This is a genomic window from Aeoliella straminimaris, assembly GCF_024054565.1.
In the GTDB taxonomy this organism is placed as follows: domain Bacteria; phylum Planctomycetota; class Planctomycetia; order Pirellulales; family Lacipirellulaceae; genus Aeoliella; species Aeoliella straminimaris.
This window is the reverse complement of sequence record NZ_JAMXLR010000092.1, coordinates 350,990-364,681: the sequence shown is the minus strand read 5'-3', so window position 1 is coordinate 364,681 and position 13,692 is coordinate 350,990. Positions and strand designations below refer to the sequence as shown.

The 13,692-nt window shown below is 60.3% G+C and carries 6 protein-coding genes; 3 read left to right on the top strand and 3 right to left on the bottom strand.

The genetic code is table 11. From position 1 onward, the window contains the following. Position 1 precedes the first annotated feature (1 nt). Positions 2 to 1,405 carry a hypothetical protein gene (locus NG895_RS27240; protein ID WP_252855727.1) on the bottom strand — a complete coding sequence of 468 codons (1,404 nt, stop codon included), beginning with the start codon at positions 1,403 to 1,405 and terminating at the stop codon, positions 2 to 4. Positions 1,406 to 1,615: 210 nt separating this feature from the next. Here NG895_RS27240 and NG895_RS27235 point away from each other — a divergent pair, with 210 nt between their 5' ends. From NG895_RS27235 to NG895_RS27225, 3 genes are read left to right on the top strand one after another with little or no spacing between them, the layout of a single operon-like run. Then, the gene (locus NG895_RS27235; RefSeq protein ID WP_252855726.1) at positions 1,616 to 1,942 is read left to right on the top strand and encodes a YbjQ family protein; all 327 of its coding nucleotides are present in this window, start codon (positions 1,616 to 1,618) and stop codon (positions 1,940 to 1,942) included. 20 nt (positions 1,943 to 1,962) lie between these two features. Continuing rightward, a complete protein-coding gene (locus tag NG895_RS27230; protein WP_252855725.1) occupies positions 1,963 to 2,445 on the top strand; it encodes a YbjQ family protein in 483 nt (160 codons plus the stop codon). A 31-nt stretch (positions 2,446 to 2,476) separates the two neighbouring features. Further along, positions 2,477 to 3,262 carry a PrsW family glutamic-type intramembrane protease gene (locus NG895_RS27225; protein ID WP_252855724.1) on the top strand — a complete coding sequence of 262 codons (786 nt, stop codon included), beginning with the start codon at positions 2,477 to 2,479 and terminating at the stop codon, positions 3,260 to 3,262. A 3-nt stretch (positions 3,263 to 3,265) separates the two neighbouring features. Here NG895_RS27225 and NG895_RS27220 read toward each other — a convergent pair whose 3' ends face one another. Both NG895_RS27220 and NG895_RS27215 read right to left on the bottom strand, forming a co-directional pair. Then, positions 3,266 to 13,195, bottom strand: coding sequence for a carboxypeptidase regulatory-like domain-containing protein (locus NG895_RS27220; protein WP_252855723.1), 9,930 nt, complete (start codon positions 13,193 to 13,195; stop codon positions 3,266 to 3,268). Beyond that, positions 13,192 to 13,599 (bottom strand): BlaI/MecI/CopY family transcriptional regulator, encoded by a 408-nt coding sequence (locus NG895_RS27215; protein WP_252855722.1) that lies wholly within the window; start codon positions 13,597 to 13,599, stop codon positions 13,192 to 13,194. Before NG895_RS27215 ends, NG895_RS27220 begins: the two co-directional genes overlap by 4 nt. Positions 13,600 to 13,692: the final 93 nt, after the last annotated feature.

The following is a 13,692-nucleotide window of genomic DNA, read 5'->3' as shown; positions in this document are numbered from 1 at the left end:
TTCAGGCTTCCTCTTCAGTGTCAGTCGTAGTGGTGGCATTCTCCGAGTCGTCGCTTGGCGAATCGAATGCGGTAACTAGCGCGATATCGTCGGCCGGCGCAACGGTCCGCAGGTCCAGCAGCAAGCGATCGTTTCGCCAGTTGCCTACGATCTGCGGCCGCGACTCCTCCAATTGTGTTTGAATTCTTCCCAGCTGGTGTCCCTCGCATAGCACGCTGATGCCGAACGATGGAAGTGGACGGGTGCCTCCCATGTCTTCGGCCGAAGGAATCTCCACTGGCGAGGCCGTGACGATGCCCGGCTTGGACTCGATCTGCGCCGCCATGCGTTCGGCTCGGGATTGCAGGTTCAAGATCGGCGTGGACAAGAGCGCGAGCGTGGGGATCAACGTCGCTGCTCGCTCGGTGTCGCGAAACAGCGTGAGGGTCGCTCCCAGGGCGCTCTCGACCAACGGATCCACGGCCAACGCCGTGGCGAGAGGTGAGTTTTTCAATTTCTCAATCAGTTCGCGGCGACCAATTGCCAGACCACAGGTTGGCCCGCCCGTGTAACCGTCGCCCCGCGCGATTGCGAGGGCCGCGCCGGCTGACAAGCTGGCCGAAGCGGTCACCACATCGAGCGGGATGTCGTCGCCCAACGATGCGAGCGCGCCGCGACCAATGTGATGCACCACCAGGGCGTTGTGCTCAGCGGCCAGCCTCACCAACTCGGATACTTCAGGTCGGCAAGTCTGATCGCGCAACGCATGTGGCAACGACTCCACCCGCAGCAGCACTCCAGCGCCATCGGCGAGCGCCCCGCGGTAGTCGTCGAGCGACACCGAATCGGTGGCACCGACTTCCACCAATTGCACGCCCGCTTGTTTCGCCAGGTCGGTCAACCGAATACTGCCATCCATGGTGCCCAGCTCACCCCGCGCCACGACAATCGCCCGGCCGTCGGCCAGTGTGCTCAAGGCCAGCAGGGCAGCGCCCGCGGGGGTATTAAAGACGCAGGCCGCCTGCCCACCGGCCACCTGGGCCACCAGATCGGCTACCTGACTGCCGGGACGTGCGTGATAATGCTGCGCTGTAGCCGAAAGCGTGGCCAACGCCTCGTCGGCAAGTGGCGGACCCGTCAGTCCTACCGGCCACAGGTTGCCCGTGGCATTGACGACTTGCGGTGCGGCGGTGGCATGACGTCCCAGAATGAACCGGGCAGCCCGATCGGCAATCTCGCCGATGGAGGGGATCGGAGCATCGAGCGACCGGCGACTAACCTCTCTGCGCATCCGATCGACGAACTGCCGCACTCCGTTGGAGACCTCCAGTTCCTGCACGCGATCGACCAGGCTCTTGATCCTGGGATTCTCCATTAAATCGTTGACCGATGGCAGTCGGCTGAATAGATCGTTCGGGGTCTTCATCGCAAACTCGCGGGACTGGTTGTTGCTGTAAGGCACCTCGGGAGATTCTATCACACAACACCCCGACGATGTCAGCACCCAATGCTTGGCTGCGGAACGGCCAACTTGCTTGCAAACCGACCTGCAAGGCCGCACAATAGCTGGGCTAGTTCGTCTCGCGCATGCCGAACAGCGGCTGTTCCTTCACAGAATTATCTAACGGAGTACCCCATGATCGTTGTGAACACGGAAACCGTTCCCGGCTTTGTCGTGGTCGCTGTCAAAGGCATGGTGCAGGGAAACACGGTCCGAGCAAAGCACGCTGGACGGGATATTGCGGCCGGGTTCAAGAATCTGGTTGGCGGCGAGTTGAAAGGCTACACCGAACTGCTCACCGAGTCACGGCGACAGGCGGTCGAACGGATGATGGCTCAGGCTCAGCAGTTGGGCGCCAACGCTATTGTTAACGTTCGCTTCACAACAAGCGCCGTCACCGCAGGTGCCGCCGAGCTATATGCCTACGGCACGGCCGTAGTGCTGCAAGAGCCGCCCGCCTAATCGCAACGGAGTAAAGCATCATGGAAAACGCGATAGGGATACTACTCACGATAGGATCGTTGGTGTTCATGCTGGGTCTGGGGTATTTCGTAGGTGGGTGGCGCGAAAGGTCGCACATCCAGGACTTGGACCGGCGGGAGAGCGGCAACGGCGACTTCGTGATCACCCAGGTCAAGACCGCGATGGATGTCAGCGTGAATGGACCACCGCCCACGCTGCTGATCGGCGAGGCCGTCATTGCCAGCGATTACCTCAAAACATTTCTCGCCAGCCTCCGCAATCTATTTGGCGGCGAAGTAAGAAGCTATCGAACGCTAATGGAACGTGCACGGCGCGAAGCCCTGCAGCGGATCGTCGAGCAAGCCCGCCAGGCAGGCTACAATGCTGTATGCAACGTTCGAATGCAGGCCGCCGACGTGGGCGGCAGCAATGTCGCCGGAAAGAAGGCCATGGTCATGGCGGCCATCCTGGTCTCGGCCACCGCCTACCGTCGAGAAGGGTAGTGTCTGCTTCGGTTCACGGTCCAATACCACCATGCTTAGCAACGATCCATCCATCGAAAACGAACCGCAGTTCTTGGCGGATTCGTTCGCTGTCGACCAGAGCGAAGAGAAGGCCAAAGCCCTCATTGGACGTGAAGCGGCACGGGCCACCGACCACGACAAGGTAGACCATGTCGTATGGGACGAGCCGACGCTGGCCAGCGATCTGGCGGGCGAACCAGACTCCTCGCAGCTCACCTACCGCCGGTGGCTGGAGAAGAACATCACCGCCACCAGCTGGCCCAAAAGCTGGCTCGTTACCTTCGCGGTAGCGGCAGCCGCCGGGCCGTTCGCCGTGATTGGGGCGTTGTTTACTCAGCCTGAGGCGGGAGTTGTCACCAGTGGGGGTCTGGTGGCTGTCTGCATCCTAGGTCCACTCACCGAAGAGATCATGAAAATCGCCATCGCCTTGTGGGTGGTGGAGAAACGTCCTTTCTGGTTCAAGTCGATCTTCCAGATTCTGCTGTGCGCCTTGGCGGGCGGAATTCTGTTCGGCGTGATTGAAAACCTCATTTACCTGAACGTCTACATTCCCCATGCCGGACCATCGCTGGCCCGCTGGCGATGGACCGTGTGCGTCGGCCTGCACATGAATTGCTCATTCATCGCCGGCGTGGGACTCGCACGAATCTGGGACAACGCGATTCGCCAGCGTCATCCTCCGATCATGGGCCTCGGCATGCCTTGGTTCTTTATCGCCGTCGTCGGCCATGGGCTGTACAACTTCGCCGTAACCATGGCAGAAATGTTCGGTTGGCTCAAGTTCGACCAGGTTTAGGAGTTACTGCTGCGCGGGAGCTACTTCAATCTGCCCGATGTCTAGCGGCGTCTTCTCTTCGCCAGGGGTGATCGTCTCCATCCGGAAGGTCGAGCGGCCAATGGGCGTGGCGGTTTCTTCGTCCTGCCACTGCACAACCGAAATATTAAACCGCGCGGCCGGTACGCCCTCGATGCGGAAGGTACCGTCGTCGTTGACCTTTATTTTCTGCTTCGAATAGTGCTTGCCCGCCTCGGAGTCGTTGAAATCGGAGTATGCGTTCCAGTCCTGTTGAATCATGTCGATAGGGCCGCTAAACGGCGGGGCGTCCGTGGCAATGCTCAGCCGAACGCCTTCCCAACTCTCGCGGCCCACCAATTTGCCGATAACCGGCCTGCCACCGCCGAAGATCATCTCGGTCGGCACGCCGGGAAGCACTTCAACGAACTGCGTCGGGCGGAGAGTGCGAATTCGGGACTCGCCGGTGGGCTTGCTGGCGCGAGACACCTGCACCACGCCAGGTGGAACCTTGTCAAAAACGAACTGGCCATCGTCGCCCGAGGTGACTTCGTCGCTGCAATGAAGCATCAGCATGATGGAGAGTCCGGCTGGATCACGATGTCCGCGAGCCGACATCGTGATCGACTCACCGGCGCCGGGAGTCTTGCCCCACAGAACCTGCCCTTCGATGCGGCCCCACGGTTCGAGGTGCACCTTGCCGTGCTCGCGAACCCACTCGAGGCTAAGAATGGCGACTCCTTCAGGATGGGTGGCGATGAGAACCGCCGGGGCCGACTCGTCCGGCAGCGTAAAGGCCCCATCCTTGGCCGTGGTGGTCGACCGAGGTTGCCCCCACCGGTCGCGAAGCGACGCATCGGCTGGCAACTCGCGCCGGACAATCTTCCCCTTATCTATACGTACCGTTCGGCCACACATGGCGATTGCCACGGTGGCACCGGCCACCGGCTTGTCGTCCGCGTCCACCAGACGCCCAGCAATGCCATCTGAGGGTTGCAACCGAATTGTCTGGCCCCGCTGCGGCGCGTCGCTCAAGATCTCTTTCGTTTCGAAGGGCACGTAGCCTTCCGCCTCGACGCGAATCGCTTGCGACTGGTAGGGGCGTCTGCCTTTGGGGGGCCAGACCAATTGGCCATCTGCAAAGCTGGTAATCAGATGATCTTGCCACTGCCAGCCGTAGCCATCCATGAAGCTGGTGCCGGGCAGTGCCAAAAACTGCTCGATCGGCTCTCCAGTCTCGGCATCAATCACGTGGGCCGAGTAAGTGGCGTCCGCGTCGTCGAGTTTCTTCCGGTCCGTCGATCCTTGTCGACGCTCCATCATCTGTTCGTGCAGTTCGAGCCGATCGGCTTCATCGGGCGTGAGACCTCCGAGTGTGATCTCGCGCACTTCGCCCGGCTTGAGAGTCAACTCCTGGGTAGGAAGCGAAATCGTCACGCCCTGCGGTTTCTTGATACCACGCTGGTAGTAGCACGGCAGGTTGGGCGGAACACACAGGAAGTTGAATTCCCCATTGTGCGGTCGGGGCTGACTGTCCGGCACATGAATATTGAGGGACAGTTCCGGCAACCCCTCCTGCTCGGCAACTCGAGTACTGACGCTTGCCGTCTGCTCCATTCCCTCCGCCGGGAGGATAGTACTCTGGATGCTCGCCCATTTCGCCAGCCGAATCGGCTCACCTGAATCGCGTCCCTGCCGTGTGACCAGCGCGAAACCATGCTCCGGGTGCATGGCGATCAGGTAGTACTTCAAATCGTCTTCGGCTGGATAGACCGTGAATCGACCTTCGGCGTTGGTCACTGCCACCACATCGTCGAGGTGCGACCGGAGCTTACCGTTCTCCAAGTAGATATCGCGAGTTCTGTAGAACAGCGACTCATCCACCGGCGGGCCGAAGATCACCTCTGCTCCTTCCACCGGTTGGCCTTCGCTATCAATCACCTGGCCAACGCAAGCATCCGCCGGGTCGTCGATCAGATCAGCAGCCGTTTCCAGTTGGTCAAACCGGTGTGATCCCCGCAACGAGAATCCGCCAATCGAATAACCACGGAAGTTGAACTTGTCGGCCAGACGCTGATGTTCGGCCCTCTGTAATTCCTGAGCTCCCGTTTCCAACGCGGCGTGAGTGATTTGGTAGTGCAAGCGAGCCACACTCGGATCAGGCAGCTTCGCGATCCGATCCTCCAGGTCCTGCCAGGTGATGAACTCCTTACCATCCAACAGCATCATGTGCTTGGCGATCACCAGCGTGAAATCGGTGCGGGGCGGGGCATTCGGCTCTTCCTCAGCAGCAACTCCCTCCGCGGCCCCGTCCGGCGCCATTTGATTCGACAGCGGAGTAACCTCCAGTTCCAGATCCACCGGCGCCCCGGGCGATGCGAGGATCACTCCTTCAACCACCTCGCCTGGCTTGAGCTGCACCTTCTTCGACGTTCCCGGTGGCGCCTCCTCTGCTCGCAACCAGAACGGCTCGGCCTGAATCCAATGCTCGCCCGGGCGGATGAATTTCAGCTCGAACCGCCCCTGGCCGTCGGTACGCACCTCGGGATGGTAGTAGCGATTGTCGAACTTGTCGGTCGGTGCGGCGCGGACTCGAGTCATCGCGACGGGCTTGCCGGCGGCGTTCAGCACCTGCCCGCGAACGGTGGCCCCACGTGTCAGTTGCAGCTCTGCGCCGTCGATTTCCTGTCCTGGCTGCGTCACAAAAGGCTCGCCGACGCCGTTGGCCCAGTTGCGCCACTCGCCGTATTTGCCATCGTGAGCGACCAGGTTGTAGACCGCGCCACCGGAGGCCGGTAGCTTGGCTTCGAACGTGCCATCTTCAGCGGTCGTGTAGCTGTAACGAGTGTCGCCAGTGAGCGAATTGCCACTACCCGTCTTGGCCGGTGCGACCGTAGCGTCAGCGACCGGCTTGCCGTCAGGGTCTACCACTCGCCCGCGAACGATGGCACATTTCTCGACGAAAATCGTCACTGGCTCGAGTGGACCACTCACGCCATCGAGGTCGAAATCCAGGTCGTCCAAGTTTCGCTGAAACTCGCCTGGCTGGATGCTCTTGCGTTGGTGGTCCTTAAGTGCGTCCGGACTCCACCAGCGAGCGTAATCGCCGGCGCACGCGTCACGCGTGCGGTCCGCCCCCTTGGCGGTCACTTGGAATGCGAAGGCTCCGGGAAACATGCCGGGGATCTCCAGCATGCCGTCGGCACCGGAGGTTCCTTCGATGCCCTGATGCCGCCAGTTCCACAGTGTAATGCCCTCTACCGGTTCACCTGTTTCACTGTCGACTATCTTGGCGCGAAAAGTCAGACCTGGCGCGAGCTGGATATCGTTGTTGCGATGGTCGCCTGTCCCGAGCTTCAGCCCCGCTTGGCGGAAGACCTGCCCCTGGTTGTCGCGAATCTTCAGCGCATACGTATCGGGCTCCAACATGAGCTTATAGCGTCCCTTGGAGTCCGTCGTGGTTGTGGTCTTCACCTCTCCAATGACACCGTTAGGGTTGTCAAAGGGGCCTCGCTCGGCGCGGATTTCTACACCGGGGGCAGGATCACCTGCTGCATCGGTCACGATGCCCTCCATCCAGGTGTCATCGCTCATCCTCACAATCCAACCACGAGAGCCGGCCCGCTTCGACACGAAGTATCGCGGGCAGTAGCCGGGCTTGGTGAATTCGATCTCCACGTCATCGCTTGGCTCAAACCCCGTGAGCTCGAAGCGTCCCTCTTTGTCGGATTCTGTTTCGTTGCCAGGATGCCAAGTCCAGGCGTCGACGTCCACGTCGGCCAGCGGCTTACCATCGGTACCCAGGACAATGCCGCTAAGCTTGGTGGGATCAGCCGGAGTCTCTCCACCCGCCGCATCCACGGCCACCTCGCCATCGCTCCCGAGCAAAGCCTGCCCTTTTAGCTCCAGCTCAATGGTCTCTTCGGTAAAGGCTCCCGATGCCACCTCAACCATTCTGAGTCGCAAAGCTGTGCCAAAGTCGTTGCTCACAGGAAGCTGGTAGTCATCGTGCGACAACTGCAGCATACACTTCTCATTCGGTGGAACGTTAAGCCAGGTCGCCGTGCCCGTTGCGTCCGAAATAGCTCGGTAGGGATAGTCGTCCGGATTCCAGAGGTCCCTCGCGGTTTTTCGCTCGACCAACATATCTCTCGTTGAGAATTTGGGATACCCGACAATGCTACTGGCCCCGCTTCTCCACTGCACGTTAGGAGCCAGGGTTGCCTCCACTCCTTCAATGGGATTGCCTGTTTCATCTGTGAGATGCAACAGGTATTTTGCCGTGGGGGCCATGGCGAGGATGTGACGCACCTCGCCTTCGTCCAAGGCCACCAGTTGCGGAGCGGACTTCTTGGTTTCATCATTCCACCCTCCCGGTGGCGTCGACACGAATCCGTCGCAAACGCCCACCAGTTGGACTACTTCTCCTTCGTCTCGTGGCAACGACTCGAACACAAACGTGCCATCTTCAGCGATCTTGGCCCAATCTTCCCAGCTGTTACCCAATGATCCTTCGACATGTGCTATCACATGTCCGTCCACCACGGGTCGGGACACGCTCTCGTCCAGTTCCCCAACCAATCGCGTGCCCGGATGCAGCACGACACTCTCGCGCATCGTCTCACCTGCTTTTGGTGCAACGGTAACGAGCGTACTGAATTGGGCGGGCCCATCATCCGGTAGATAGACGACCCTCAGCGTCTGTTTCTCGACAGGTAGCACCGGCGTTTGCAGCACTCCTGCGGCGATGAGCTCGCTATTGTCCACTCCCCACCTCTCCGACACGCAATACAATCGCTCTTTCGGCACCGTCCCGTCGGATAGCTTCACCTCAAACTCCACCCGACCACCAGCCTTCAGTACCACGGTCGGATTGGGCAACTCGACGGGAAGTTCGGTATCGCCATCCACAAAGTCGGCATGTGCAGCATGGACAATCAGAACGGCCGTCGGCTTGCGCTCGATGATGTACTTGGGATACGCAAACGACACCCGACCGTCCGCATCGGTGCGATACTCCTTTACCGGCGGCATACCGGGCATACCTTGTCCCCAACCGTAGTAGCTGCCGTCGTTCGGTGCTCGCAGCCCGGCGGGGGTCAGTGTGGCCCCTTCCACAGGTTCGCCATCTTCATCGACGACGCGGATTTCGAGTGTTTCGGTGGGGATGTCGGTAGCGCTAACATTGATGGCCGATTCGGTTTCGGCCGTACTGCTTTTCTCTGGCTTGCTCTCGCCATCGGCTTTGGGTTCCGACTTGCGCAGCCGCTCCCGTATCTCGCGAGCCTTCTCAGGTTCGCCTGTCGCCTCGTACGCCTTGGCCAGCGCCGCGTAGGCTTTGATGATCTCCGGTTGAACTGGAGAGCCCTGATCCATGGCTTCGACTTCGGCGAGGGCCGGCTCACCTAGCTCGATGGCTCGCTTGTAATCGCGGAGCGACTGGTCTTCGCATTCCACCAGCAGCGTGGCAAGTTGCAATTGGGCAAAAATATTTGCCAGGGGTGATGCCGTTTCCATCGAGGTGACCCGCTCGATGTCGGCAATTGCTTTGCGGTGCTCTTTGGCCCGCTCCCAGTAGTTGGCTCGCATCAGCAGGTGGGACGCCACGAACTCGGTACCCTCCGCAATTTCGATGGCCTCGGTCTGCTTCTGAGCCGCTTCGGCGTACTTGCCCTGCTGGCTAAGCAGGTTGGCCTCGCGGCCCAGCGAGATTAGCTTGTTGTTGAGTTCAAGACTCTGCATCTCCATATCGATCTTCACCGTCTCGCCAGCAACTACATCAACCGTTTGGACGTTCTGGTACCCGTTGGCGGCCTGCCACTCGGGCATCGAGTTGGTGACACTATCGTAGGGCGTGCCTGCTTGCTGCACGGAAATCTTCGTCGAGCCGGCCAGGCTACGCATCGTGAATTTGCCATCCTCTCCAACTGGAGAACGGAAATAGCGGCTTCCATTCATCCTGCCGGCTTCTACCGTTTCCACGTTTACGTGTGCCTCGGCGCCCGGCTTCAGCGAGATCGGCTTGTCGGTCTGAACGTCTACGAGTTGCACTTCCACCAGCCCACCGCGCTGCAGCTGAATGTCGGGGGCGGAGTTTTCCTCGCCCGCCTTGGCCTCCAGTCCAGTTACGCCACGAGGCAACGATTCCGGCATCGCAGAATTGGCAACCACCAGCTGCAAGTCGTAGACTCCCGCGGGCGATTGTTCGATTCGATATCGTCCCTCGTCATCCGTCTCCGCGGACAGCGAGAATTGACCGTAGACCGTATCGGCATCGGGCGAAAATCCAATTTCCGAATAGGCCTGCACCTGCCCGCCGCCCAACGGCTTGCCATCCACGTCGACCACCCGCCCGGTGATCACAGCAGACAGCTCGAGCTGGACGTCCGTGGTGCCGGGGATCGCGTCGTAGGGAACTCGCTTCAGGGCATAGTCGGGATGCGTCACGCTCAACACCGGGGGCAATCTGCCCTCCGACTCACCCACGGCTGGCTCCGCAGCTACCCAAACGTCTAGCAATAAACTGTCGCCCGCTTCGAGCATAGCCTTATCGTACTGCTCGCGATCAAACGGCGCGGCGTCATCGATGGAGTAGCGCCCCTGGGCGTCGGTCCGAGCAGTATGTATCCCCGGAGGCAGCGCTGAGGTAACACCCCGGCTGGCGCTCACCTGCGCCCCCGCGACGGGCTTTCCGTCGGGGTCGGTGACGACGCCGGTGAGCGTCGCCGAGGGTTCGAGCGTGATGCGAGCGTTGATGCCCGTGGCGATCGCCGGCTTGACGGCACTGGCGTAGCGAGTGACGGAACCAGGCTTCTTAACGACTAGCATGTAGGCGTCGGACTCGCCACGATAGATTTCATCACTCCAGTCATCTGCAGCGGTGGCGACTTTGTCCGCGGGCAAGATGTCAGCAAATTTGAAGCGACCATCCGCACCCATTTGCAGGCTGTGTAGCAGCTGAAAGTCGTCCGACCGCTGGCGACTACGATATAGCGAAACAGTCACACCACTCGCTGGCTCTCCATCGGGCGTCTGGCAGATGCCCTCCACCACGTTGGGCGTTGTGTCTTGCTCGAAGCGGAAATTCGGCGTGCCCACACCGAGTTGTCCGCCGGCGCGGGTGAGTGTGCCTGTGACCGTGCTTTTCGCCGAGTTGCTTTGCTCGCCATTTGCCGAGCCTTCGTTCTCCTCGGATACCGAGATCTCTTCGACGTCCTTCGCTTCGCGCTGCTCTTTCGTCTGCCCATCCACGTCAACCTGCAAGACCAACGGATCTTTGCTTACAATCTCGGGCGTATACTTCTTGTCCTCGAAACTGAATTCGTTGGTCCATTCGCGGAACGATACTTTCCAGACGGTTGGCAATTGTGTTTCGGGTACGTAGCCTGCGAACTTTCCGCCGTTGCGTGTGTCGACTCCAGCGAAGCTGTTCATGGAGATGTCGCCATCGGTTGGATAGCCATAGACCGACCAGTCGTCCAGCGGGAGATTATTTTGGTCGACCAAGGTACCCTCGATGTGCTTGGTGGGAACCAGCTCTAAAGGTGGCATTTCGAACGTTTTCACGTCCGTTGGTATCTTCCGCGGAGTGCGGGTTAGCGACTGCTCCTCGGGCTTCCAGGTTTCAACCGGTCGGTAGTCCCGAGGCGCGCTCTGAATACGAAGTTTCACATAGCCTGGGGGAAGAATAGCGCTGTACGAGCCATTTTCATCGGTCACCACTCGGCTGGCGATTCCGCTGTTGCGTGTCTCACGCGGGGTCGCTCCGTACTGCAGCGTGAGGCGGAAATCTGGGTAGCCAGCCCCGGTGCCACTCTTGACCACCCTGCCCCGCACCTCGACGCCCCGCACCACTTTGACGGCGAAGTTCGCAAACCCCTCGGGTTCGATCTTCTGGGGTGCGCCGGTCATGGCTCGCCACGATTCGCTAGGGTCGCCTTTCCAGTCGGCTCGCACCACGCCCGCGGCGATCTCCGGTACTTCGAACTGCCCGGCTTCACCAGGCGTTGCCTCGGCTAACCCCCACACTCCCACCGACGCCCCCCACGGCGGACGGACTTCGCTGGTAAATGCAATCGGAGTTTGCAGTGGAGCGTCTTGTGCCTCACTGACCACATTGCCAGCAAGCGACCCAGCCGGCGGGATGCACATCGTGTAGTGGGGTTCCACACGTGCTGGATTCTCATTCAGAAAATAGTTCAGGTCGTATCGCAAACGCCCCGAGTTCACCGTGTCGATCAACACCGTGTCTACCGAGTCGGGGAGCATGTTCATCACACGCAAACGGCCCTCGGAGTCAGAGATCGCCTGGTAGTCGTCTGCCCACTGCTTTGGAAGTTGATACCCCACACCCTGAGGAACTCGGATGTGCCTCACGTGCAGCGTAGCGCCCGACACTGCCTTTCGATCCGCATCAAGCAGTACGAACTCGGTAGAATCCGCTCGCGGCAGCACGATCTGAAAACCTTCCTTGTTATCCAAAGCGCCAAGCGACCAGGTGCCATTGTCGCGCGTTGGCGAATGCCCCAAAGCGCGGGCCCACAAGCTCCCTACCTGGCGTGCTCGCTGCTCTTCTTCTAGTGGAAGTTGATAGTAACCCTCGGAATTCGTGAGTACTGTGGTGACCAACTCTTCGATTTCATTCGGGTTGTTATTGCCGAGCACCAACGCCACTTCGGCGCCAGCTACGGGGTTACCATCCCGATCGACAACGCGCCCCTCGAGGACTCCCCGCTGGTTTGCCGGCGGACCTGCGACTTCTCCGCTCGCTTCGTCCGTCGTGGTCTCGCTGGCATCAGCCGTCATCTCCTCTGCATTGGCCTTGCCCGGCTCGATGGTCAGCAGGCTCAACCCCAACGCCACGGTGCCGCAGAGCACCAGTGCGGCGAGCTTCCACTTCTTCGAGCAGTCACGGAGAATCGTCAAACGTTCGTCCAGCAGTACTGCAATGCGTTTGCGAAGCTGGCTCTTGGTTTCCCACAGCCCTACGGCGCCAGCGAGCGTGGGGGTTTGAACGCTTTCGAGTTGACGCGCCCAGCCAACCAGTTGCTCGGCGTAGCTGGTGCGGCTGGTCAATTCGGCCGCGGCCGCGTCGGCCAGGGTTTCTTGATCCAATCGTACCCGGCGGCGGAAGAACCAGTACAACGGATGCGCCCATATTACGATCATCAAACAACGGATCGCGGCCAGCATCCACAAATCGCCCCGCCTGAGGTGGGCCAGCTCGTGCGCGAGCACGGAGCGCAGCCCCTCGGCGTCCTGTCGGTCGGCGTAACTCTGTGGCAGCAAAATCATCGGCCGGATCAATCCCAGTGCCACACCTGTTGCCACCCATTGGCTGAGCCGCAGACGCGGACGACGATCGCCGGCATCGCACAGCGCCGACAAGAGGCTCTCTACCTCGGGTGGAGATGAGTTCGAACGGCGCACCATGCGATACGTTTGCCACGCCCCGAGCACGAGCCAAGTAAGCACAACGGCAGAACCCAGGACGAAGGGAGCCAGAACATACGGACTCCAATTCACAACGTGAATTTCGGCAGCAGGAACCGTTTGCGCAGTACTCGGGCTCGACTCACTCAGCGACGACTCAAACGTCGGAGTACCAGAGTGCACGTATACGGTATTCCTTTGATCTTCTTGGAACGGACTCTCGGCTACCGGAGCTTCCTGCAATCGGTAGGTGCGTTCAATGGTTTGCAGGGCCAACTCGGGCTGAGGCGGAGGTGTGCCGAACAAGTGCACGACCGACCAACCGGGTACCGCCAGTAGTACGCCCAGCAGTACGAGACTGCCAACCGTTGCCCAGGCCAGCGTCAACCGCCGTGCCGGCTGTCGCATCCATTTGCCCACCAGCAGTACCACCGCCAGAAGTAGCGTAGAAAGCAGGTAGTAGTCGGCGAACCAACCGAGTGCGTAGTCGTACCAGGCGTTCATTGTTGGCCCCATTTGTTCTTGTCGCTTTGCTTGCCCCGTGCTTTGGCGATCATCGCCTCGAGTTGGTCGAGCTCCGACGCCGAGAGCTTCTTCCCCTCCAGCGCGTGCACCAGGTATTCGTCCACCGCGCCGTCGAACACCCGATCGAGAAACCCCCCTGCGAGTTTCCGGAACGTATTCTTGCGTTCGACGAGCGGGCGGTAGACGTAGGCCTTGCCCTGCTTTCGATGCTCGACGAGCCCCTTTTGTTCCATCACCTGAAACAAGCTGAGCACGGTGGTGTAGGCGAGGGGCTCGCCAGTCTGGCTTACCGCGTCGCAGACCTCGCGGACGGTCGCTTCCCCGCGCTCCCAGAGGACCTTTAAGGCCTCGAGTTCGCGGTCGGTAGGGTCGAAATCGGCCATTTTCGGTGCTTTCCAGATTTCCTACGGACGAGAAAGTACTAGTCCACCAGTACTTGCGGCGTTGATTCTACGGGTTCACCAGTAGTTGTCAAG